Genomic DNA, 23,215 nt, shown 5'->3' with positions numbered 1-23,215 from the left:
AGGGGCATCAATATGGGAAAAGTACTGTCATCAAGTAAGGAAGCTGCGGAACTGATTCATGATGGAGATACACTGATCGCAGGAGGATTCGGGCTGTGCGGCATTCCTGAACAGCTCATTTTGGCGATAAGAGATCAGGGAGTAAAGGATTTAACCGTTGTCAGCAACAATTGCGGAGTTGATGACTGGGGGCTTGGTTTGCTTTTGGCTAACAGGCAAATCAAGAAAATGATCGCATCCTATGTCGGTGAAAATAAAATTTTTGAGCGGCAGTTTTTAAGCGGAGAGCTTGAGGTTGAACTTGTTCCCCAAGGAACGCTCGCTGAGAGAATTCGTGCAGGCGGCGCGGGCATACCGGGATTTTACACGGCGACAGGCGTTGGTACTTCAATAGCAGAGGGAAAAGAACATAAAACGTTCGGCGGCCGGACATATGTACTGGAGCGAGGCATCACCGGCGACGTGGCGATTGTCAAAGCGTGGAAAGCGGATACCATGGGGAATTTGGTTTTTCGGAAAACGGCGAGAAATTTCAATCCCGTTGCCGCCATGGCAGGGAAGATTACGATTGCCGAGGCAGAAGAAATCGTGGAAGCGGGAGAGCTCGATCCAGATCATATCCATACGCCGGGAATTTACGTACAGCATGTGGTGCTTGGCGCGAGCCATGAAAAACGGATTGAAAAGCGAACAGTCCGACAAGCGGCGGGAAAGGGTGAGGCGAAATGAAAGAAGCGAGAAAACGAATGGTCAAACGGGCTGTACAAGAAATCAAGGATGGCATGAACGTCAATCTTGGGATTGGAATGCCAACGCTTGTCGCAAATGAGATACCCGATGGCGTTCACGTCATGCTTCAGTCAGAAAACGGCTTGCTCGGGATCGGTCCGTATCCTGTGGAAGGAACGGAAGATGCGGATTTGATCAATGCAGGAAAGGAAACAATCACTGAAGTGACGGGGGCTTCCTATTTTGACAGCGCTGAGTCATTCGCAATGATAAGAGGCGGGCATATCGATTTGGCTATCCTCGGCGGCATGGAAGTTTCTGAGCAGGGCGATTTGGCCAATTGGATGATCCCAGGGAAAATGGTAAAAGGGATGGGCGGCGCCATGGATCTCGTCAACGGGGCGAAACGGATCGTTGTCATCATGGAACATGTCAATAAACATGGCGAGTCAAAGGTGAAAAAAACATGCTCGCTTCCGCTGACAGGCCAGAAAGTCGTACACAGGCTGATTACGGATTTGGCTGTTTTTGATTTTGATAACGGCCGCATGACACTGACGGAGCTTCAGGAAGGTGTCACAATTGAAGAGGTTTATGAAAAAACAGAAGCCGCTTTCGCTGTAAGCCAGTCTGTGATCAAACAAAATTCTTAATGGGAAGGTGTTTGACATGAAAAAACAAGTCGCCTTGGTGACTGGGGCAGCCGGCGGAATCGGATTCGAAATCGCGAGGGAATTCGCCCGTGAAGGAGCTAGTGTCATCGTTTCGGACCTTCATCAGGAAGCATGCGAAAAGACCGCTTCCAAGCTTGCAGAAGAAGGTTTTGACGCAGCAGCCATTCCGTGTGATGTGACAAAGGAAGCGCAAGTCGCTGATACGGTAAACGCCATCCAAAAACGATACGGCCGCTTGGATATTTTGGTGAACAATGCCGGTATTCAGCACGTCGCCCCGATTGAAGAGTTTCCGACAGAAACCTTTGAACAGCTGATCAAGATTATGCTGACGGCGCCCTTCATCGCGATGAAGTATGTTTTTCCGATCATGAAAAAACAGCAGTTTGGCAGAATTATTAATATCGCATCTGTTAATGGTTTAGTCGGCTTTGCGGGGAAATCCGCTTATAATAGTGCCAAGCACGGCGTCATTGGACTGACAAAGGTCGGGGCGCTGGAAGGCGCGCCCCACGGCATTACAGTCAACGCGCTTTGTCCGGGTTATGTCGATACACAGCTTGTCCGCAATCAGCTGAGCGATCTTTCGAAAACGAGAAATGTCCCTTACGACTCCGTGCTTGAACAGGTCATTTTTCCGCTTGTGCCGCAAAAACGATTGCTTTCCGTCAAGGAAATCGCGGATTATGCGGCGTTTTTGGCAAGCGAGAAAGCGAAGGGTGTCACCGGGCAGGCTGTCGTCCTTGATGGAGGCTATACCGCTCAATAACATAAAAAACACACTTGCTCCGCCAGGGAATCAAGTGTGTTTTTTCTTTGTTTATTTCCAAACATCGTTAGCGATCTCAACCACATGGCGCAGCTTCGCCCATTGCTGTTCTTCAGTCAGCTTGTTGCCTTCCTCAGTTGAAGCGAATCCGCATTGAGGGCTGAGGCAAAGCTGGTCTAAGCTCACATAGCGGGACGCTTCTTCGATACGGCGTTTTACATCGTCTGGATGTTCAAGCTCACCGAATTTAGATGTCACTAAGCCAAGGACAAGCTGAAGATCAGAGCGCTTCACATAACGGAGTGGTTCAAATCCGCCTGAGCGTGAATCATCATACTCTAGGAAAAGCCCGTCCAGGTTCAAGCCGTCAAAAATGGTTTCTGCTGCTGCGTCATAGCCGCCTTCCGCTGTCCAAGTGGACTGGAAGTTGCCGCGGCAAATGTGCATTGTTACGGTCAAGTCATCCGGACGGTCTGCAATTGCGTCGTTAATGGATTTCGCAAATAGCTGGCGAAGCTCGTCAGGCGTTGTTCCGAACGCTTCGATTTGTTTTAAGCCTTTTTCAGATAAGAAAACAGCCCATGCTGTATCATCAAGCTGGAGGTAGCGGCAGCCTCTGTCATAAAACGCTTGAATCGCTTTTTTATATGCTTTGGATACATCGTGCTGGAAAAGGTGATAGTCGTTTTTGTATGCATCCTTTTCCAGCTTTCCGCGGAAAAACAGCATATTCGGGCTTGGGATTGTCATCTTTGGCGTCGCGTCACCGGCAATGCTATGGAGAAAGGAGTAATCTTCAAGCATTGGGTGAGTTGAAAAGTCGATATCACCGGTCACTTTTATGCCGCGTGCTTTTGTCTGTACGTTATGGAATTGAATGCCCTGCTCAGGAGTAAACGGCTCAACGCCATCTAAGTTTTCAAGGAAATCAAAGTGCCACCACGCTCTGCGGAATTCACCGTCTGTCACGACGTTCAGGCCGGTTTCCTTCTGTTTTTCCACAATGCGGGTGATTTCATCGTTTTCGATTTGGCGAAGCTGCTCAGCCGTAATCTCGCCGGCCGCTTTTTGCAGCCGCGCTTTTTTAACGGGCTCAGATCTCAGCAGGCTTCCGACTTGATCCGCGCGAAACGGCGGTTTTTTTCTTTGAAGTGATTTTTGTTCTGTGGGTGTTGTTTGTTGTGGCATGTTGTCCATTCCTTCTTTCCATTCGAATATAAAAAAGCTCTTCCTTTGGATAAGGAAGAGCTTGTGTGACAATCTCAACCTTATCTTCAAGAGCAATCATTGCTCTAAAGGATTTAGCACCATTCTGTTAAACAGCGGTTGCCGGGTATCGCAGGGCCAGTCCCTCCACCTCTCTTGATAAGGAAAACCTTTTTATGAAATTTTCTGATAGTATATATTATTCACACATTTTATGTTTCTGTCAATGATAGATTATCTCCACACATCGTTGGCGATGTCGATCACATGGCGCAGCTTCGCCCATTGCTGCTCCTCTGTCAAAAGATTGCCTTCTTCTGTAGAGGCGAAACCGCACTGCGGGCTGAGGCACAGCTGATCCAGGCTGACAAAGCGCGCCGCTTCATTGATTCGGCGCTTCACATCCTCAGGATTTTCAAGCTCGCCGTATTTCGATGTAATCAAACCGAGTACAATTTGCAGATCCTTGCGTTTCACGAAACGGAGCGGATCAAAGTTACCGGAGCGGTCATCATCGTATTCCAAGAACAGGCCGTCCAAATGTAAGCCATCCAAAATCGTTTCCGCTACAGCGTCATAGCCTCCTGATGCCGCCCAAGTTGAACGGAAGTTGCCGCGGCAAATGTGCATCGTGATTGCTAAATCATCAGGTCGGTCTGCCACTGCATCGTTAATCGTTTTGGCGAATAAGGCAGGCAATGTTTCTGGATCGCCGCCAAGCGCTCGGACGACCTCTCTGCCTTTTTCCTCAAAGAAGAGAGACCATGACGTATCATCAAGCTGAAGATAGCGGCATCCAGCGTCATAGAAGGCTTTGATTGCTTTTTTGTACGCTTGGGCCAGATCATGAAAGTATTCCTCTTGGTCGTCATAAATCCCTTTATCGGCTTTTTCACCGAAAAACAGCATATTCGGGCTCGGAATCGTCAGCTTTGGTGTCGCGTCACCGGCAATCTCATGTAAAAATTGATAATCGGCAAGCGCGGGGTGGCTCGTAAAATCGAGTTTTCCCGTCACTTTGATGCTGCGTGCTTTTGTTTTCGCATGATGGAACTGAATCCCTTCAGCCGGGATGAACGGTTCCACACCGTCAAGCCCTTCCAGGAAATCATAATGCCACCAGGAACGTCGGAATTCCCCGTCTGTTACCACATCGAGACCGATTTCTTTTTGTTTTTCCACAATGCGGGTGATCTCTTGATTTTCGATATCACGAAGCTGTTCCGCAGTGATCTCGCCAGCCGCTTTTTTTTGCCGGGCTTCTTTCACCGGAGCAGATCGCAGTAAACTGCCAACATGATCGGCACGAAAAGGAGCGTTAATTTGTTTTTCTGTTTTTTGTCCTGCAACATTTGTTTGTTGAGCCATGTCATTCGCCTCTTTTCTGAAATGTGTTGTGCATGAAAAAAGCTCTTCCTTTGAGTAAGGAAGAGCTTGAATGATCAAATCTCCGCCTCATCTGCAAGAACGCAATGTTCTAAAGGATTTAGCACCATTCTGTTTGAAACAGCGGTTGCCGGGTATCATAGGGCCAGTCCCTCCACCTCTCTTGATAAGGTACATCTTCATATTCAGATTTTAATTATCTTAATATTATTACTTTTAGATCAATTGTCAACACCTTTTTAGAAAATACTATTATCTTCGTCGTCATATAATACCATATCCAGCACGATAGCAATGGCTGTGCAGATCAGCACATCTTCCTCGTTTGCAATTTGCAAATGATAGGAATCACCCCAGCTAAGCCACTTTTTGCTCACTGACATCCGGACATTCTCCCCGTCCGTCAGTTGAAATTCATCCTTCCACAAGTCACCGTCAATTTCCCAGTTGAGCTTGGAAATTTCAAATTTTGGTTTAAAAAACGTTAATTTCTTTGCCACCTCACAAACTGTTTTCCCGCCAATTGAAATCTCGTATCGCGGCAATACAGACATTACTTTTTGTTCTATGGAAACGAGTGTTTTTCCGGATGAATCTGTCATTTGTAGCGAGTCTCCTAACGAAAAGAACCGGCCCTCGACCTTGAATGTCTCTTGTTCATCTCGGTCATAAATGTGAAATGCATCTTTAAACGAGAACATTTTTTGTTTCATAAATAATTCGATCATTGCTGAAGTCTCCTTTTGGATTTGCCTTGTAAGAGATTACGGACAGGCGGCAAAAAGGTTTCAAGTTCCAAATCTAGTGATCAGAAACCCTGCTGATTGTTTTTCCCGAGTAATAAATGTTTCTAAAATTGAAAAAGGCTGCATGATTCAGCAGCCTTTTCGTTTGAAATATAGGATTAGGAAAGAGGCATCCGGCGTTTTTGGCGGATGGCGTCAAGGTCGATTAGGTTGTTGTGATGAGGTGCGGCTGCTGGCAGAGGGCTTGTCTTTTGCGGTTTGCGGCGATTGTCCTTGCTGAAAGAAAAAAGAAGATAGCCGCATAATGCGATGATAATAAATAGGATCATTTTACATACCTCCCAAAAAAAGTTTTGGTATTCTCTATTGTACGGATAAAATGTCAAAAAGTATTCAAAAAATTCTAAATCCATTAAAAATAAATAACTGCCCCTCAAAAACAGTCTAACCTGATGACCTGAAAATAGTCTTACAACATGATGATTGTTCTGGTTGATGATTGGTTCTATAGTTACTATCGACGATAAAATAAATTCCTTTATATAACTTTTAACCTAAAATTTCATAATTCAAATTACCTGTTTTTGGTTGCTGTTTTCTTGCTTGTTTGGTTTATACCCTATTTTGCGGAATCAAACACAAAAAACCCAAATTACGGAGCATTTGGGCGGTACGAGTGATTGCGGATTATGTTTTGGGGATTTGAATGTTTTATTTGAAGAAGCGTTTGAACATTTTTCTGATTTTTTGAAAGGGGCTGGATTTCTTTTGCATGTTAAGCGGCCTTGTCATCATCCATTTTTTCAATAGACTCTTTGCAGCGATTGCATGTTTTGTCATTGTTTTTCCTCCTCAACTGTTGATACTTGTTTTACGGAGGACGTATTCAAAATGTTTCGTTTTCACAAAAAAAAACCAGTCTTTTTTTAAGACTGGCTTTTGGTATTATGCCTGTTCTTCAAACAGTTTTGCAATCTCAACGATGACATTTACGGCTTTCACCATGTTATCGGCTGAGATGTATTCAAATTTGCCGTGGAAGTTTTCCCCGCCGGTAAAGATGTTTGGCGTTGGGAGTCCCATGTAGGACAACTGGGATCCGTCCGTGCCACCGCGGATTGGAGAAATCTTCGGTTCGATGCCGAGGTTTTCCATCGCTTGCTTGGCAATGTTGACAATTTCGATGACAGGTTCAATTTTCTCTCTCATGTTGTAGTATTGATCGTTCATATCAATCTGAATCCGGTCTTGCCCGTATTCGTTTTGAAGTTCTTCAACGACACGCTTCATTGTTTCTTTTCTGCTTTGGAAGTTGCCTTTGTCGAAGTCTCTGATAATGTAGTGGAGTTTTGTTTCCTCTACATCTCCTTGAATCGACAGCAGGTGGTAGAAGCCTTCGTACCCTTCTGTATATTCAGGGGCTTCGTCTGCCGGCAGCAGGCTGTTCAGCTTCATTGCGATTTTCGCAGAGTTGATCATTTTCCCTTTTGCCGTTCCGGGATGTACGTTGTTGCCTTTGATCGTGATTTTTGCGGCAGCGGCATTGAAGCTTTCGTATTCAAGCTCGCCGAGCGGGCCGCCGTCAACTGTGTAGGCAAAAGACGCATTAAACCGTTTTACATCAAATTTGTGCGGCCCTCTTCCGATTTCTTCATCTGGCGTAAAGGCGACTCTGATTGTTCCATGCTTGATTTCAGGGTGTTTGATGAGGTAATCCATGGCTGTCATGATTTCGGCGATACCGGCCTTATTGTCTGCGCCGAGAAGGGTTGTGCCGTCTGTGGTGATGAGTGTATGGCCCTTATAGCCGGGCAGTTCAGGGAATTGATCAGGTGACAGGATGACCTGCAGCTGTTCATTAAGAACAATGTCTTTTCCATCGTAGCTTTCAATGATTTGCGGATTCACGTTTTTGCCGGTAAAGTCTGTGGCAGTATCGACATGAGCGAGAAAGCCGATAGTCGGCACGTCTTTTTCAGTATTGGAGGGAAGAGTCGCCATGACATAGCCGTTCTCATCAATGGCTACATCCTGCATGCCAATGGATTTCAATTCATCAACGAGCATGTTTCCTAACGTCAATTGGCCGGGTGTGGAAGGGCAGGTGTCGACGGATTCATCGGACTGTGTGTCCACTTTTACATATGTAGTAAACCGTTCAATGATTTCTTCTTTCATTTCCAATCATCTCCTTTGTCTTATTTTATCATGACGGGATGAGAGTTTTCTATTGCACAATACCGTTTCGAATAGCAAAAACGACTGCTTGTGTCCGGTCTTGGGCATTGCATTTTTGCAGAATGCGGTGCACGTGAGTTTTCACAGTGCTTTCGCTGACGAAAAGCTTTTCAGCAATGTCTTCATTTCTCAACCCATAGGCCATTTGCTGAAGAACTTCGAGCTCTCTTTTTGTAAACGGATCTGCCAGTTTTTCGGCTTGAGTTTGTTGCTTTGAGCGAAATGTCTCGCTGATAATTTTAGCAGCTGTGGCTGTACGGAAAATCGCTTCGCCTCTGGCCGCGGCGCGAATGGCGTCAATCAATTCTTCAGGAAGCGTATCTTTCAGCAGATAGCCGACTGCGCCCGCGCGAATGCCTTCAAATACATATTCCTCGGTATCAAAGGTAGTTAAAATGACAATCTTTGTATCTGGCAGTGCGGACATAATGTCTTTTGCCGCTTCGATACCTGAGCAATGTGGCATTTGGACATCCATCAGGATGACGTGGGGTTTTGTTTGCTTTGCCAGTGCAATAATGCCGTGCCCGTCGCCTGCCTCACCAGATACGGCCATATCCGGCTGTGCGTTGATGACATAGCGGAAGCCTTCACGCACAAGCGGCTGATCATCGGCAAGTGCGACGCGTATTTTATCTTTGTTCATCTTTTTGCTCCTTATTCGTTGTCGTGAGCGGCAATGCCAGCTCAATTTGCAGGCCGCTCGGCTGCACGGCGCTGAAAGAAAGGGAACCGCCTGCTTTTTCAGCGCGCTCTTTCATTCCTGTCAGCCCAAATCCGCAAGTAAGATTGCCGGTGAAATGTCCGTTGTCGGTGATTGTGACATAGAGGTGGGTCTCGTCGTTAGAAATGACGGCAGCCGCATGGGTAGCGTGAGCGTGACGGATGATATTGGTCAGCGCTTCTTGCAAGGTGCGGTAGATCGTTTCACTTACGTTTTGAGGCCAAGACTCTTCTGAAAGGCCGGCAGTGTCTAAAGAAACGTGCAAGCCGCTTCGTTCCTCCACTTGGTGGATAAGCCCCCGCAAAGCGGTAAGGCCAACCATCGATTCACTTCGGCCCATTTGGTGAACGACAGACCGTACTTCCTGAAGACATTCTCTGGCGACAGTCAGTACATTTTGAATGACTTTTTCTGAATCATCCTTGCTGCTTTTCAGGATATAGGGAAGAGATTGAAGCTGAACAATCACAGAAGTCAGCTCGTGGCCGATACTGTCATGAATGTCTCGGGCAATTCTTGTACGCTCCTCAAGGACCGCGTACCTTAAAGAAAGAACAGAAGCCTCCTGCAGCTCTGCATGTGCTTTCTGGAGTTCTTCGTGGGCTTGCTCCAGCTGCAAGTGCATTTTTGCCAATTCAGCATGATTTCGTTCAGCCTCTCTTCTCGCTTCTCGCCTGAAACGCATGGAGGAGAAGAAGACGTACAGTCCGATCATGATAGAGATGTTACTAATGATATCATCCAAGCTGCTGTCAAAAAGGGTGTATAGAAAGAAAACGTTGCCCCCAATTAGGCATATTGTAAAAATCAAGGACAGCCGTGCAGGAAGCTTTATGGCTGCGAAAACCATTAAAAATACGATTAAGAAAAAGGCGGCTCCCTGCTCTTGGCCGGAAATAGCCCAAAGGAAAACGGTCAGGAGCCAAAGCCCGATGAATATGCCCAAATTGACAGCAGCGGATGCCACAAAGGGAATGATCCAAATGAATGCTAGATACACCGCAAATACAAACGCTAACAAAATGGGGTCAGCTTTGGCTGGGTGAGATAAAAATTGTATGCAATTCAAAATGAGAATAAGGCTCGGCACAAGCTTCTTGTAGTGCCGAGCCGGAGATTGTTGGTTCACGCTGGTCCTTCTTTCAGTTATTGAATGGTTACTTTGCCAGAGGCCAGCCGTCTGTATGCTTTGTAAAGCATGATGTTACGGGCTGTGATAGTGCCGAGGGGAATGAAGAACATAGAATGTATAATGGCAATAAAAATCTCGTTGCTCTCAGGCAGCCATGTTCTCGCAGCCATACGCAAAGAAAGTATCACTAGAATGAGGATAACACTTCCAAGGGAGCCGCGTGAAGTGACCTTTCCGGTTTCCGGGTGAATCCGCACGTTTACCATCTTCCCAATGCCAAACCCGCAGGCCAGCCCGATCAGTAATAAAATGCAGCTGATCGCCACATGTAAAACAGAATGAAAATACACCGGCTGAAATGATGCTGATACACCCCATAAGAGCAGCAGCGGAATGATCAGCAATTTCGCGGGCTTTACCGTTCTTTCTCGATACATCGATAAAATAATAAGAATAAATACAATAAAAATGTAGGGGCTCATCGCCATGTCATCAAATCCTTTCAGCATTAAGCATAGCGAAAATTGGAAAAGAAAACGTCAACCGGCAGATTGATTTTTCAGCTGCCATACTTGTTTGCGGTGCATAAAGTCATGTAATATGGCGTGAAAATGCTGAAAACCTGTATCGGATAGCCCGCAAAAATATGAAAAAACCATTAATAAACTATTAAACTTCTTAAAAATGGATGTAGCCCGGTTCCAAACACTATATAATAATAGCAGGTCATTTTTTAGGAGGGTTTACATCATGGCAATACTTGTTACTGGCGGTGCCGGGTACATCGGAAGCCACACATGTGTTGAATTATTGAACAGCGGCTATGAGATTGTCGTTCTTGATAATTTGTCCAACAGTTCAGCTGAGGCACTGAACCGCGTCAAGGAGATTACGGGAAAAGATTTAACGTTCTATGAAGCGGATCTATTGGATCGGGAAGCGGTAGATTCGGTTTTTGCAGAAAACGAGATTGAAGCTGTGATTCATTTTGCGGGGTTAAAAGCAGTCGGTGAGTCTGTTGCGATTCCGCTCAAATATTATCATAATAATCTCACAGGAACGTTTATTTTATGTGAGGTCATGGAGAAATACGGCGTCAAAAAAATCGTATTCAGTTCTTCTGCGACGGTATACGGCGTTCCGGAAACGTCACCGATCACGGAGGACTTTCCATTAGGTGCGACTAACCCTTATGGGCAGACGAAACTCATGCTTGAACAAATATTGCGTGACTTGCATACGGCCGATAATGAGTGGAGCGTTGCCCTGCTGCGCTACTTTAATCCATTCGGCGCGCATCCAAGCGGACGGATCGGTGAAGACCCGAATGGCATTCCGAATAACCTTATGCCATATGTGGCGCAAGTCGCCGTCGGCAAGCTGGAACAGTTAAGCGTATTCGGCAATGACTATCCGACAAAAGACGGGACAGGCGTACGCGATTATATTCACGTTGTTGATCTCGCAGAAGGCCACGTCAAGGCGCTGGAAAAAGTATTGAACTCCACAGGAGCAGATGCATACAACCTCGGAACAGGCACAGGCTACAGCGTGCTTGAAATGGTCAAAGCCTTTGAAAAAGTGTCAGGGAAAGAGGTTCCGTACCGTTTTGCGGACCGCCGCCCGGGAGACATCGCCACATGCTTTGCAGATCCTGCAAAAGCCAAGCGGGAACTAGGCTGGGAAGCAAAACGAGGCCTCGAGGAAATGTGTGCTGATTCCTGGAGATGGCAGTCTTCTAATGTGAATGGGTATAAGAGTGCGGAATAAGAATGGAGGCCTTCTCAACAGAGAAGGCTTTTTTAGAGAAAAAGGGTGCCTGTTAAGGGCACCCTTTTCAGTTATTATTTGATTTTCACAATAACATCATTACTGAATTTGAGTTTCCAAGTTCCTTTTGCATAAGCTTCCTTGTCAACTTCAAATGCTTTCACACCTGTTACTTTAATATTAGGATTTAGATCACTCAAAATTTTAGAGTTATCAACTTTTGTCTCAGTTGCATAGTTTACAGAAGCATCAATATCAGAATCATAAGAAGTGCCATCAGCATCAACTAATTTAACAGTTGGAATTGAAAAAGAACTTATTGGCTTTTTAGATACGTTTTTAATTGTATATTGAACAGCTACAATAGTACCTCCATCAGATGCTTTCTTTTCAACATATTGAGTACCGACAGTATCTCTGTCCTCTACCTTCGTAACTGTCACTTCAGTTTTTTCAGTTTTTACAGTATCACCGATATTGTATGTTTTTTCAGTTTCTGCTTTGCTGCTGCTTGATGTTTTGGAAGTGGCTTCTGAACCGCCTCCACCGCCAATAACATTACCAATAATAATGATGACTACAACTGCGAGAATAAACGTAATGATTTTATGTCGCATAAAAAAGTTACGTTGATCCTTACCGCAGTTAGGACATTTTTTTACACCCTTTGCAATTTCTTGACCGCAAGCTTTACAGGGTACTAGTTTTCCTGCCATTCTATTTCCTCCTATGTAATTAAATGTACAAAACATATGTACTATAATGCCTATATTATTTCACTTAGTCAATATAAAATTATGAATTTTTTATAATTATTATCATTTATAGTTAATTTTACTTGTGAAATATATGCTTTTTTTCTTATCGGTCATATCTACTATTTTTTAATAGATAAATCTTTTTTTCTTGTAGCTCATCTGAATCTCCGCAAATACCTCTTGAACCAATTCAAACCGTCCCTTATAATGCTAATATTGGAAAGTAAAAATGATATGATAAAAACAGTGGTTTTCTAGGGTTCCGCAATGCAAATTGGACTGTGACCGAGAGAAAACACATAGCAGCCCGGCTGTTATGACACGGTGGGATAAAAGCCCAGGAGTTTCTGCTCTTTTGCGAGAGCGTACTCCTGGGTTTTTTTGTTGATACTATCTGGAGAAGGAGTGTTTTGTGATGAAAAAGAAAATGCTTGATGTGCTGATGCTTGTGATTGGCGCTTTTTTCTTTGCGCTTGCAGTGAATTTGTTTGCGATTCCCAATGACCTTGGGGAAGGCGGGGTCACTGGGATTACGCTGATTTTGTATTATCTGTTTCAATGGTCTCCCGGGGTAACGAACTTTATCTTAAATGCATTTCTGCTTTTAATCGGCTACAAGTTTCTAGACGGTAAGACCACTGTCTATACCATCATTGCCGTAGCGGCGAATTCGCTTTTCCTCCACCTGACACACGGGTGGAGCACTCCGTCTGATGAATTGATCATTAATACGATTTTCGCGGGTGTATTTGCGGGAGTCGGTATTGGCATGATTATTCGTGTCGGCGGAACGACAGCCGGTTCTGCGATTCTGGCCAGAATTGCTAATAAATATTTAGACTGGAATATCAGCTACGCGCTCTTGTTTTTTGATTTAATCGTGGTATTTAGCTCTTATTTTATTATTGGTGCGGAAAAAATGATGTTTACGATCGTGATGCTGTATATCGGAACGAAGGTGATGGACTTCATTATTGAAGGCTTGAACACGAAAAAAGCGATTACCGTCATTTCAGAAAATAAGAGTGAGATTGCAGAGCAGGTAAATACCTTGATGGATCGGGGCGTGACGATTTTATCAGGGAAGGGAAACTATACGGGCCAGTCAAAAGAGATTTTGTATATCGTCATTAACAAACAGGAACTGTCCATGCTGAAGAAAATCATCAGAAGCTGTGACAAAAAAGCGTTTGTGATCGTTCATGACGTACGCGATGTGTTTGGCGAAGGCTTTGTTGATATATCTAAATAATGAAATTCCCTCTGCACTTAAAGCAGAGGGATTTGTTCGTTTAGAACGGATATTTGCGGTATTGTTTCTGGATTGATATCCATTTCGTCACAGTAAATTCCTCGACCACCCATGGATTTCCGAAGCGGCCGACACCGCTGGCTTTGTTTCCGCCAAAGGCGATATTCGGCGAGTCATTAACGGACTGGTCGTTGACATGGGTCATGCCGCTGTCAATTTGCAGGGCAAACGTTTCGCCTTTTTCTAAATCAGAAGTGAAAACCGCTGAGCTGAGGCCGTATTCGGTATCATTAGCCATGTCGATCGCTTCCTGATCACTGGAGGCTTTGATAATGGTGGCAATCGGGGCAAACAGCTCCGTTTGGGCAATTTTGCTGTTGTTGTCTGCACCTACAAAGACATAAGGTGTGAGCACGTTTCCGACGCGTTTTCCTTCAACCGCAAGCTCAATGCCGTCTGCCTTTGCCTGCTCAATGATCTCCAGCGCTTTTTCGATTTGGCACTCGTTGATCAGCGGGCCGACAACGGTTTTCGGATCAGTTTGATCGCCGTACGGAAGCTGTTTGACACGTGCGGTGAATTTTTCAACAAACGCATCGTACACATCTTGATGAACGATGATTCTGTTGATAATCATGCAGATTTGTCCCTGGTGAATAAATTTCCCGAAAATCGCGGCGTCTACAGCACGATCGACATCCGCGTCTGAAAGGACGGCAAAGGGGTTGTTGCCGCCGAGCTCAAGGGCCATTCGCTTAAAGTCACGCCCGGCGATTTCACCAATATGGCGCCCGACTGCGGTTGATCCCGTAAAGCTGATTAATTTCGGAATTGGATTGGTCAGCATGCCGTCCCCGATTTCCTTTAGGTCCGTCAACATGACGTTGAGGACACCCGCAGGAAGACCGGCGTGTTCAAATGCTTTTGCAATGATGGTTCCGCCGGAAAGAGCGGTTTGAATATCAGGCTTGTGAACAACACTGTTTCCCAGCGCAATCGCAGGCGCAATCGTTCTCATTGATAAGTTCATCGGAAAATTAAATGGAGAAATCGATGAAATAACACCGAGCGGAAGGCGGTAAATCTTATTGATTTTCCCTTCAATGTCGGATGGAACCTCTTTGACGCCGCCTAATTCTCCGGTATATGTCATGGCTTCATCTAAAATCGCAATTGTTTGTTCAAGCTCGATCGTTGCTTTAATGATGGTTCCGCCGGTTTCGCGGGAGATCATCATGATGATGTCATCACGGTTTTCCTGTAGGTAGTCGCGTGCTTTTTGCAGGACTGCTTTTCGTTCTTCTGCTGTGCTCTTGGCCCACTCTTTTTGCGCCTGCTGTGCAATGTCAAATGCATCCTCAAGCTGTTTGTTTGTTGCCAAAGATGCGGTTGTTATCACAGACTGGTCATACGGATTCAAAATGTCCTCCGTACGTCCGCTTTCCCCTTCTGTCCATTTTCCGTTGATAAAACTTTTGTTTAACGCTTCTAAACCCATTAATGATCGTCCTCCTTTGGTCGTGCATATCCTCTTCTATTTCCGCTGAAGCCAATATGTAAACGAACGAGGTTTCCCTTTCAGTTTCTCGTCTATCTATGCCGGATATACTCTTTTTTATTGGAGAACATGTGCATTTCGCCTTATACTGAATATACAGATCCTTACATGAGAGAGGAGACCCTATGAAATCGCTGCTGGCTATTTATCCCGGTTCGATTGTGTCTGAGGAGCTTTGCGTAAAGGAAGGCTGTCTATGCTTTTTTGATGAGAACAGTCAGAGATATATCACCATTCCGAAAACGGAGATTAGCGAAAAAGAGACGTTGCTGCTGCGGTCATTTTTGACACCTGCAGATGAGGCCAATCAAATGTCTTTGAAGTCGCCGGAGGAGAACAAGTGGTTTGCGTTTCTTTTTTCGAGAGGGGAAGTGCCGGCGAGCATAAAGAAGCGAACGAGATTTGTTCATTTTCATTTGCTCGGTAAAATAGAGCGTGCGTCTTTTGCGGAAGCGGTTCGCCATTTCTGGCCGGTGCCTTTTGTGATTGTGTGGATGCATGAAGACAGAGGCGTGATTGTTGAGCAGGAAAGTGAAGCGGCGGCGGGGAAGGACGAACTGGAATCACTCGCCAAGGTTCTTGAAAGTGATTTCTACTTCAGTGTCCGTTTTTACGCCGGGAGATTTTACGAGCCCGATGAGAGTCTGCGAACACATTATGCCCGTGAACAGACGTATTTCCTCTTTGCTGAAAAACGGCTGCCTCAGATGCAGAGTGTGACCTTTGAGATGATCTTTCCTTTTTTATTATTAGAAGCAGAAAAAGAAAAGCTTGAAACGCTGCTATCTGAAGAAGCTGAGCTTTTATTCGGAGATGAATCTGAGCTGAGGAAGACAATCAAGCTCTTTATTGAAAACAACTCAAACGTGACGTTAACGGCGAAAACGCTGCATCTGCACCGCAACAGCCTGCAATATCGAATTGATAAATTTATTGAGCGGTCAGGGATAGACATTAAAACGTATAAAGGCGCGCTGCTCGCCTATTTTATCTGCCTGCAAAGCGAAGTTTAAGAATAAATTGGAAATATGCACGAAAAATGGTTGCTGATTTTATGAACGCTGCCCATTTCAGCGATAGGGAAATGCTGTTACACTCAATTTAAGAAAGCGTTTACAAGACAAAGGGGGAAATTACATGGCTGAATTGCGGATGGAGCACATTTATAAATATTATGATCAGAAGGAAGCGGCTGTTGATGACTTTAACCTTCACATTGACGATAAGGAATTTATCGTATTCGTAGGCCCGTCTGGCTGCGGGAAATCAACGACGCTGCGGATGGTCGCAGGGCTTGAGGAAATTTCGAAAGGCGATTTTTATATTGAGGGAAAACGTGTAAATGATGTAGCGCCAAAGGACAGGGATATCGCGATGGTATTTCAAAACTACGCGCTCTATCCGCATATGACTGTCTACGATAATATTGCATTCGGGCTGAAGCTTCGGAAAATGCCGAAGCCTGAAATCAAAAAAAGGGTAGAGGAAGCCGCTAAAATTCTCGGGCTGGAGGAATATTTGCACCGTAAACCGAAAGCGCTGTCAGGCGGGCAGAGACAGCGGGTCGCGCTTGGACGGGCAATCGTGCGGGATGCAAAAGTGTTCCTGATGGATGAGCCTTTGTCAAACCTGGACGCGAAGCTGAGGGTGCAAATGCGGGCGGAAATCATTAAGCTCCACCAGAGATTGCAAACCACAACAATTTACGTGACGCATGACCAGACAGAAGCGCTGACGATGGCGACACGGATCGTGGTCATGAAAGACGGAAAAATCCAGCAGATCGGGACGCCGAAGGATGTATACGAATTCCCTGAAAACGTCTTTGTCGGCGGTTTTATCGGCTCACCGGCGATGAATTTTTTCAAAGGAAAGCTGACGGACGGTCTCATCAAAATTGGTTCTGCGGCATTAACCGTGCCGGAAGGAAAAATGAAGGTGCTGCGTGAAAAGGGCTACATCGGCAAAGAGGTCATCTTCGGCATCCGTCCTGAGGATATTCATGATGAATTGATTGTCGTGGAGTCATATAAGAATTCTTCGATTAAAGCGAAAATCAATGTCGCAGAGCTGCTCGGTTCTGAAATCATGATTTATTCGCAGATTGATAATCAAGACTTTATTGCGCGGATCGACGCCCGTCTCGATATTCAATCAGGTGATGAGCTGACGGTTGCGTTTGATATGAATAAAGGCCATTTCTTTGACAGTGAGACAGAAGTGAGAATTCGTTAAGCACAAAAGCCGGACATGGAGACATGTCCGGTTTTTTTGTGTTCTTTTTAAGGTTTACAGAAAAAAACGCAGCGGGTAGTGGTTGGTAAGGAAGGGGAGATAGAGATGTGGCATGCGGCAATGTGGGGCGGGATCTCAGGCTCTGCTGTATTGCTGGGCGCGCTGGCGTCCATGTTTTTTTCGATTCGCAAACAGATCATCGGCTATATTATGGCTTTTGGCACAGGGGTATTAATTGGCGCGGCTGCTTACGAACTTCTCGGGGATGCAGTGGCAGAAGGCGGAATTGTAGCAACAGGCGCCGGATTTATTGCGGGAGCTGTCGTGTTTACGGTTTTTGATTATGCTGTTTCCAAAAGAGGCGCGTCGCAAAGAAAAAGATCGGGACAAGCAGCTGCCGGCGGCGGAGGAATAGCCATTTTTATCGGCACCATTATGGATGCTGTTCCGGAATCGATTATGATTGGCGCAAGCCTTCTCGAAGAACAATCGGTCAGCTTCCTTTTGGTGATCGCCATTTTTATCAGCAACATACCTGAAGGGCTGTCCAGTACAACAGGAATGAAAAACAGCGGATATTCGAGAACGAAAATTGTACTGCTTTGGGCTGCGGTACTCGTGATATCAATTCTCGCATCATGGTCAGGATACTTCCTTCTCGACGGTGCTCCAGAAGAAGTGATGTCAGCGATTGCAGCATTTGCAGGCGGGGGGATCATTGCGATGGTTGCTTCGACGATGATGCCTGAGGCGTACGAAGACAGCGGTCCAATGACAGGTTTGATCGCTGCACTTGGCCTGTTAACCTCGCTGGTTTTGAATCAGTTTTCTTAAGTTATTTTTATTAAATGTATTGAAAAGAGAGTGGCTTATCCACTCTCTTTTTGTTCGCATTATCGATAAACTGAAACACTTAATTGTCCATAAAGTGAACCATTTTTAAAAACAGTAAGTTTCCCCTGACCAACACTTTGACCTGTTACGATCCCATAAGCATCTACAGTAAAAACAGCTTTGTTGTCACTATGATATGAAAATCCTGATCCCAATAAATGGCTTGGTAGTGGTTTTGCATGACCCACCTGTATGTTAAAGTCGGCTAATTTCGCCTCAATAGGAGCGAGTGATGCAGGAGCAGTTTGACTTTCTGGAACCATTACAGAATTCTGAGTTGCCTCTTTAGCAGAAGCTTGACCTCCGATTGATAAAACAACAGCTGAAACAGAAAGTAAAGAAACAATCGTTTTCTTCATTTTCATATCAATTCCTCCTAATATCATTTTTTATTGCAAGTAAACTATTCGATTTACATAATTAATTACCCTTGTAAATATATGTAAATTATTTATGAACTTTTGGAAGTGGTTTTTTGTACTTGAAAAACCTACAAATCAACCGATGAAAAAGGAGGAAGAAATAGACAGAAAGCAGGGAACTGATGAAACGTTTTATCCTAAGCATTTTTCTTTTGGGAAGCTGCTTGGCTCTCGCGGCTTGCGCTGATAAAGAGGCGAACGCGGAGCAGCAGATGCCGAAAGCCGAACAAAAGAAACCGGAAGAAAAGACAGTACATGTTCAGAAAAAAGAAAACGATACATCCGCATGGATCAAAACAGAGAAACCGGCAAAGCTGCCAATTTTGATGTACCACAGCATTTCCTCTGGAAACAGCCTCCGTGTCCCGAAGGAAGAATTCGAAGCGCATATGAAGTGGCTGCACGAAAACGGCTATCAGACATTAACGCCGAAAGAGGCGCATCTCATGCTGACGCAGGATAAAAAGCCGAGTGAGAAATGCGTGCTGATTACGTTTGATGACGGATACACCGACAATTATCAAGACGCGTATCCAGTGCTAAAAAAGTACGGGATGAAGGCGACGATTTTTATGATCGGCAAATCGATCGGACATAAACACCATCTGACAGAGGACCAAATGAAAGAAATGGCGAAGCATGGCATATCCATTGAAAGCCATACGATTGACCACCTTGAGCTGAACGGGTTAACGCCTGAACAGCAGCACAGTGAGATGGCTGATTCGAAAAAGCTGTTTGACGGCATGTTTCATCAGCAAACCTCTATCATCAGCTATCCGGTAGGACGCTACAATGAGGAGACGCTGAAGGCTGCCAAAGAAACGGGCTATCAAATGGGCGTGACGACAGAACTGGGCGCGGCATCGAGAGACCAGGGAATGTACGCCCTCCATCGCGTGCGCGTGTCCCCGGGCATGTCAGGCTCGGCTTTTGGCGCGTACATCGAATCAATGAAATAAAAAAAGGCGGCGCTCAATCGCCGCCCCCTCCGCCGCCACAGCCGGAATCGCTGAAACCTCCGTCACTGCCGCATCCATCATGGTGCGAGCCATGATCTGAATAACCGAAAAAACCGCTGTCCGCATGCTGGCGGCTTTTGTTTTCCGGCGGCTGCGGCTGAATGACTGAAAGAAAAACAATAATAGCTATAATCAATAAGATGATCACAATCACTTCTGATCACTCCCTTTTTTCACCATATCTGTTATACGGGTGAAACGCAGATCGGTTTCACTTCAAAGAGATCGATTCTTTCAGACGGTCTCTGAGCCAGCGTTTCAGTACCCCGTGTCCTTTGTTTGACAATAGAGTGCTAACACGCCAATACATAGGGGGATGAGGAGCGAACTGAAAATCAATCAATCTGAAAAGCCAGCTTTTATCGCGGGTGAGAGAGTCAATTTGAAGCTCGTCTTCATCTGCTTCGGAACTGTAGGCACTTTGTTTCTGTATGTCCTCATCCTGCCGAACCGCCAAGATCCTCAAAGCTTCGGCCATTTGTTTGTACCCGCCTTCCAGCAGTGATGCGCCAAGGTTGTCAGCGCGCACCTCCATCCATTGTGAACAAAAGGATTGATAGAGCTGAAACAGGATGATGATCGCCATGATGAAGACCCAAAGCACAATTTTGTGGGCCCCGGAATGGACGATATGCTGTTCAAATAAGAGGATGACCCCAACGACGGCTCCAAGATATAGAAAACGTAAAAACTGTGATGACAGAACATCACGTTTTTTAATGTGAATCGCCTCATGAGCCAGAATGCCTTCGATGACACGCAGCGGAAGGGTTAGTGTGGCACTTGTCAGAATGACCATCGACCTTCCGACATTCATGCCGACTGCCATTCCGTTGTAATCATCACTTTCCGTTTCGTATATGCGGACATGGGAAATGCCGGCCTTGCGGAAAATCTTGTCGGCCGCTGCCTGTACATGCGGATGATGACAAGGCTTGGCATCCATTGCCGCCCGCAAAACACGGTCTGACAGATACATGTTGAGTATCCAGTACAGCATCACGGCAACGGCCATGGCCCATGGAGAGGCATGTAATGCATATAACGCGAGCACCAATAAGGCGTAAGCTGATACGCCCTTTACGCTGGCGGCAAAATATAGCTTCCCAAGCAGCCGCTTCAGATTTTTTCTATGATAAAACGGTAAAACAAAAATCACAGTGTCATCGTTGTTTTCCGATTCTGTGTATTCACGGAGGATCGCTTTCCATCTTTGCGGTTCCTTCACCGTCAGAAACAGCGTTTCACCGGGAAGAGACAGTTTGATGACTTGCTGAAAGCTTGTTGTCAGATCTAAACGGGACGAATACATCGTCAGAAGCGGATGAAGCTTTAAGAGATCAGCCGTTGATTCAAGCTGAATATCTTTCAAATCAGAAAGTGGGTATGTACGGGTTTCATAACGTGAGCTGATGTGCAATTTTTCTAAGGATGCTGAATACAAAACGTTCACGCTGAAAACATTCAATATTCGTTTCACCATTGCCCCTCCGCCGGAGATCATGCCGAAAAGGATCACATATTTGAGGGGGCTTGGGTCAGGTCCATAGATCAAAAAGATGACGGCGCCCGCAAACACAACGGCGGTCAGCGTGATGTCTGACAGGAGGCGTGTTTTGTTTCTGGCAAGCTCGATTTCCTGCCAGTCTCCCGAAGGTTTTACCGCACGTTCGGAGACAGTGAGATCCATTGCAGTCCAATAGCAGTAGAACATTGTCGCGATCGAGACAATGCCGTCTATGAATGATTGATGAGAGAAGATGTAAACAGCTGCGCCGACCCAAAGAACGATATCAATCCAGAAATCTATGGCCGGAATGAGTTTTGCTGCCAGGGCTGATATAAAATAAAGTCCCAGCCCGAGAATCATAAAGAGAAATAGATCTGTTCCCATAGGCATGCTAGAGTCCTTTCTATCTGGTATTTCCAACTATTACTATAGCATGTTGCGGGAACTTGCAAAAACACGGACATGCAAAAAAGCAAGCTCTTTCGTTTTAGAAGAACTTGCTTGCGGTGTATCAATAAAACTGGTGAAGCAGCAATAAGGTTAAGGACACTGTAATCGCTCCCCCGATTCGGGTAGACACCTGGGCGAATGGCATTAACTCAAGCCTTTCTGCGGCGCTTAAAATGGCGACGTCTCCGGTGCCGCCTTGTCCTGAGTGGCACGCATTGATAATGGCGGTCTCAATCGGATACATGTTCAGCCACTTTCCAGTGAAGAAGCCGACGGCCATCATGGTCACAACGACAGACAGGATCGTAATGATATTGCTGAGGTTAAAGGCAGCGATAAGCTTGTCCCACGGGGTCATGGACACCCCGATCGCAAAGAGCAGCGGGTAAGTCACAGCGGTTGAAAAGAAGCGGGACACCCCAAACGCGCCATTTTCAATTGAGGCAGGCGCCAATTTGAACAGCTTAATCAGAACAGCCAGTAACAGCATGGCAACGGGTGCCGGAAATCCAAAAAAGTCGTGAGCGAGCATGCCGACTAAATATAAAGAAACAGCAAGGATACCGCCTGAAGCAAATAAGGAAAGGTTGAACATTTGCTGTCCGCTTTGCGATTCCTCCAGCGCAGGGGACTCCTCTTCAGAGCGGTCCACTTTGCCGTTGCCTGTCCATTCCGGTTTTTTCTTTCCGATTCTGTTCAGCAATCCCGCTAGAATGATCGCGCACAGGCTGCCCAGCATGATAGACGGCAGAACAAGTGCAAACGCTTCCCCTTGAGACATGGGCATGATGTCAGAATAACCGATGGACAGCGGAATAGCGCCTTCTCCGACTCCCCCTGCCATGATCGGGATGACAATGTACAGCAATGTATGCTGAAATCCGAGCCCGAGCAAAGTGCCGACAGCCAGTCCGACAATAGCGGCTGCGACAGAACCGGCAATAAGCGGAATAAAGATTTTCATGAATGCTTTTATGAGTGTTTCTCTTTTCATGCCAAGGATGCTTCCGACGACAATCCCAGCGATAAATAAGTATAGAAAGTTTGAGTTTTCTGTAAATTCTGTGGTGGATTTGACGATATCATTAGGCAGCAGGTGATAGTAGACGACAGCGGACGGAATAAAAGTAGCTAGGATGGCCGGGCCGCCGATAGAACGAACAATCGGTACCGATTTGCCGATTTGGGCAAAGGTGAACCCGAAAAACGCCATGACGGCAATGGATGTCAAGATGTCACTTTTTACATCGTGATGCATAACAAAAACAGTGATTAATATAAACAGCAAGACATACACAGGAAGCGGTATGATGCCTACTTTTATATTCATGGCTTTCGCAAACCAATTCTCTTTTCGAACCCCTTCGTGAATTGTATCCGTTTGCAATTGCATTTGTGTTTGAAGCTCTCCCATTGAAAAACCTCCCCCTATTCTTGATGCAGTGAAATTATTCACTACGTTAAGTATACTAAAAAATTGAAATTATTAATATATTAAAAATTTACTATTCAGCTTTTCGAATTTTCCCGGTTCAAATGGAAAGAGGCATTCTGACTAAAAACGGTCTATGACGGAGTGCCGAGAAACGGGTGTTGGTGCCGGACAAGCATTTTATTCGCAAGGAACGATGTGTTGATGTACGATAATAAAGGGTCATTTATCCTAGGAGGCCGTCATAAATCAGCAACAAAATAGACAATAATTCGTCACATAGTGTGGGGCTTTTTAGGTATTTTAGG

Annotated in this window: 24 protein-coding genes and 3 riboswitches; of the genes, 9 read left to right on the top strand and 15 right to left on the bottom strand. The window is 45.5% G+C overall.

Annotated features, from left to right (window positions below):
* Nucleotides 1–12 precede the first annotated feature (12 nt).
* From GYO_RS42040 to GYO_RS42030, 3 genes are read left to right on the top strand one after another with little or no spacing between them, the layout of a single operon-like run.
* Nucleotides 13–729 (top strand): CoA transferase subunit A, encoded by a 717-nt coding sequence (locus tag GYO_RS42040; RefSeq protein WP_014115701.1) that lies wholly within the window; start codon nucleotides 13–15, stop codon nucleotides 727–729.
* A complete protein-coding gene (locus GYO_RS42035) occupies nucleotides 726–1,382 on the top strand; it encodes a CoA transferase subunit B (protein ID WP_014115700.1) in 657 nt (218 codons plus the stop codon). Before GYO_RS42040 ends, GYO_RS42035 begins: the two co-directional genes overlap by 4 nt.
* 16 nt (nucleotides 1,383–1,398) lie before the next feature.
* Nucleotides 1,399–2,172, top strand: a complete 774-nt coding sequence (locus GYO_RS42030; RefSeq protein ID WP_014115699.1) for a 3-hydroxybutyrate dehydrogenase — start codon at nucleotides 1,399–1,401, stop codon at nucleotides 2,170–2,172.
* A 51-nt stretch (nucleotides 2,173–2,223) separates the two neighbouring features.
* On the opposite strand, the gene GYO_RS42025 is transcribed toward GYO_RS42030, so the two are convergent.
* From GYO_RS42025 to GYO_RS41985, 9 genes are all read right to left on the bottom strand, one after another.
* On the bottom strand, nucleotides 2,224–3,360 hold the full coding sequence (locus GYO_RS42025; RefSeq protein ID WP_014115698.1) for a 5-methyltetrahydropteroyltriglutamate--homocysteine S-methyltransferase: 1,137 nt from the start codon (nucleotides 3,358–3,360) through the stop codon (nucleotides 2,224–2,226).
* 77 nt (nucleotides 3,361–3,437) lie between these two features.
* A riboswitch (SAM riboswitch) is annotated at nucleotides 3,438–3,544 on the bottom strand.
* A gap of 68 nt (nucleotides 3,545–3,612) precedes the next feature.
* Nucleotides 3,613–4,746: a 5-methyltetrahydropteroyltriglutamate--homocysteine S-methyltransferase gene (locus tag GYO_RS42020; protein WP_041521210.1), complete on the bottom strand. Its 1,134-nt coding sequence runs from the start codon at nucleotides 4,744–4,746 to the stop codon at nucleotides 3,613–3,615.
* 84 nt (nucleotides 4,747–4,830) lie between these two features.
* Nucleotides 4,831–4,937, bottom strand: a riboswitch (SAM riboswitch).
* Nucleotides 4,938–5,003: 66 nt separating this feature from the next.
* The gene (locus GYO_RS42015; RefSeq protein WP_014115695.1) at nucleotides 5,004–5,492 is read right to left on the bottom strand and encodes an LURP-one-related/scramblase family protein; all 489 of its coding nucleotides are present in this window, start codon (nucleotides 5,490–5,492) and stop codon (nucleotides 5,004–5,006) included.
* Nucleotides 5,493–5,668: 176 nt separating this feature from the next.
* On the bottom strand, nucleotides 5,669–5,923 hold the full coding sequence (locus tag GYO_RS42010) for a hypothetical protein (protein ID WP_072181679.1): 255 nt from the start codon (nucleotides 5,921–5,923) through the stop codon (nucleotides 5,669–5,671).
* Between the two features lie 298 nt (nucleotides 5,924–6,221).
* Nucleotides 6,222–6,350, bottom strand: coding sequence for a hypothetical protein (locus GYO_RS44255; protein WP_014115693.1), 129 nt, complete (start codon nucleotides 6,348–6,350; stop codon nucleotides 6,222–6,224).
* Between the two features lie 105 nt (nucleotides 6,351–6,455).
* On the bottom strand, nucleotides 6,456–7,688 hold the full coding sequence (gene pepT, locus GYO_RS42000; RefSeq protein ID WP_014115692.1) for a peptidase T: 1,233 nt from the start codon (nucleotides 7,686–7,688) through the stop codon (nucleotides 6,456–6,458).
* 49 nt (nucleotides 7,689–7,737) lie between these two features.
* A complete protein-coding gene (gene yxjL, locus GYO_RS41995) occupies nucleotides 7,738–8,394 on the bottom strand; it encodes a two-component system response regulator YxJL (RefSeq protein ID WP_014115691.1) in 657 nt (218 codons plus the stop codon).
* On the bottom strand, nucleotides 8,381–9,601 hold the full coding sequence (locus GYO_RS41990; protein WP_014115690.1) for a sensor histidine kinase: 1,221 nt from the start codon (nucleotides 9,599–9,601) through the stop codon (nucleotides 8,381–8,383). The genes yxjL and GYO_RS41990 overlap by 14 nt, the downstream gene beginning before the upstream one ends.
* 17 nt (nucleotides 9,602–9,618) lie before the next feature.
* The gene (locus tag GYO_RS41985; RefSeq protein ID WP_014115689.1) at nucleotides 9,619–10,092 is read right to left on the bottom strand and encodes a DUF1453 family protein; all 474 of its coding nucleotides are present in this window, start codon (nucleotides 10,090–10,092) and stop codon (nucleotides 9,619–9,621) included.
* Nucleotides 10,093–10,354: 262 nt separating this feature from the next.
* Here GYO_RS41985 and galE point away from each other — a divergent pair, with 262 nt between their 5' ends.
* Nucleotides 10,355–11,374 (top strand): UDP-glucose 4-epimerase GalE, encoded by a 1,020-nt coding sequence (galE, locus tag GYO_RS41980; protein ID WP_014115687.1) that lies wholly within the window; start codon nucleotides 10,355–10,357, stop codon nucleotides 11,372–11,374.
* 74 nt (nucleotides 11,375–11,448) lie between these two features.
* Here the strand turns inward: galE and GYO_RS41975 are convergent, their stop codons facing one another.
* Complete coding sequence (locus GYO_RS41975) at nucleotides 11,449–11,991, bottom strand: DUF4352 domain-containing protein (RefSeq protein ID WP_139372561.1); 543 nt, start codon at nucleotides 11,989–11,991, stop codon at nucleotides 11,449–11,451.
* A 384-nt stretch (nucleotides 11,992–12,375) separates the two neighbouring features.
* A riboswitch (guanidine-I (ykkC/yxkD leader) is annotated at nucleotides 12,376–12,478 on the top strand.
* Nucleotides 12,479–12,547: 69 nt separating this feature from the next.
* Here GYO_RS41975 and GYO_RS41970 point away from each other — a divergent pair.
* A complete protein-coding gene (locus tag GYO_RS41970) occupies nucleotides 12,548–13,384 on the top strand; it encodes a YitT family protein (RefSeq protein ID WP_014115685.1) in 837 nt (278 codons plus the stop codon).
* Between the two features lie 40 nt (nucleotides 13,385–13,424).
* Here the strand turns inward: GYO_RS41970 and GYO_RS41965 are convergent, their stop codons facing one another.
* Nucleotides 13,425–14,882: an aldehyde dehydrogenase family protein gene (locus GYO_RS41965; RefSeq protein ID WP_014115684.1), complete on the bottom strand. Its 1,458-nt coding sequence runs from the start codon at nucleotides 14,880–14,882 to the stop codon at nucleotides 13,425–13,427.
* A 185-nt stretch (nucleotides 14,883–15,067) separates the two neighbouring features.
* Here GYO_RS41965 and GYO_RS41960 point away from each other — a divergent pair, with 185 nt between their 5' ends.
* The 3 genes from GYO_RS41960 (at nucleotide 15,068) to GYO_RS41950 (ending at nucleotide 18,011) form a co-directional block, all read left to right on the top strand.
* Entirely contained in the window at nucleotides 15,068–15,955 is an 888-nt protein-coding gene (locus tag GYO_RS41960) for a PucR family transcriptional regulator (protein ID WP_014115683.1), read from the top strand.
* Nucleotides 15,956–16,079: 124 nt separating this feature from the next.
* Entirely contained in the window at nucleotides 16,080–17,177 is a 1,098-nt protein-coding gene (msmX, locus tag GYO_RS41955) for a maltodextrin ABC transporter ATP-binding protein MsmX (RefSeq protein WP_014115682.1), read from the top strand.
* A 105-nt stretch (nucleotides 17,178–17,282) separates the two neighbouring features.
* Nucleotides 17,283–18,011 (top strand): ZIP family metal transporter, encoded by a 729-nt coding sequence (locus tag GYO_RS41950; RefSeq protein WP_014115681.1) that lies wholly within the window; start codon nucleotides 17,283–17,285, stop codon nucleotides 18,009–18,011.
* Nucleotides 18,012–18,070: 59 nt separating this feature from the next.
* Here the strand turns inward: GYO_RS41950 and GYO_RS41945 are convergent, their stop codons facing one another.
* Entirely contained in the window at nucleotides 18,071–18,436 is a 366-nt protein-coding gene (locus GYO_RS41945) for a hypothetical protein (RefSeq protein WP_014115680.1), read from the bottom strand.
* 179 nt (nucleotides 18,437–18,615) lie between these two features.
* On the opposite strand from GYO_RS41945, the gene GYO_RS41940 reads away from it, so the two are divergent.
* On the top strand, nucleotides 18,616–19,455 hold the full coding sequence (locus GYO_RS41940; RefSeq protein ID WP_041521103.1) for a polysaccharide deacetylase family protein: 840 nt from the start codon (nucleotides 18,616–18,618) through the stop codon (nucleotides 19,453–19,455).
* A 13-nt stretch (nucleotides 19,456–19,468) separates the two neighbouring features.
* On the opposite strand, the gene GYO_RS41935 is transcribed toward GYO_RS41940, so the two are convergent.
* From GYO_RS41935 to cimH, 3 genes are all read right to left on the bottom strand, one after another.
* Nucleotides 19,469–19,669, bottom strand: coding sequence for a YxzE family protein (locus GYO_RS41935; RefSeq protein WP_014115677.1), 201 nt, complete (start codon nucleotides 19,667–19,669; stop codon nucleotides 19,469–19,471).
* Nucleotides 19,670–19,726: 57 nt separating this feature from the next.
* Entirely contained in the window at nucleotides 19,727–21,415 is a 1,689-nt protein-coding gene (locus GYO_RS41930) for a M56 family metallopeptidase (RefSeq protein WP_080010107.1), read from the bottom strand.
* Between the two features lie 121 nt (nucleotides 21,416–21,536).
* On the bottom strand, nucleotides 21,537–22,889 hold the full coding sequence (gene cimH, locus GYO_RS41925) for a citrate/malate transporter CimH (protein ID WP_014115675.1): 1,353 nt from the start codon (nucleotides 22,887–22,889) through the stop codon (nucleotides 21,537–21,539).
* Nucleotides 22,890–23,215: the final 326 nt, after the last annotated feature.

Source organism: Bacillus spizizenii TU-B-10, assembly GCF_000227465.1.
Classification (GTDB): Bacteria; Bacillota; Bacilli; order Bacillales; family Bacillaceae; genus Bacillus; species Bacillus spizizenii.
This window is presented reverse-complemented; position numbering and strand designations above follow the sequence as displayed.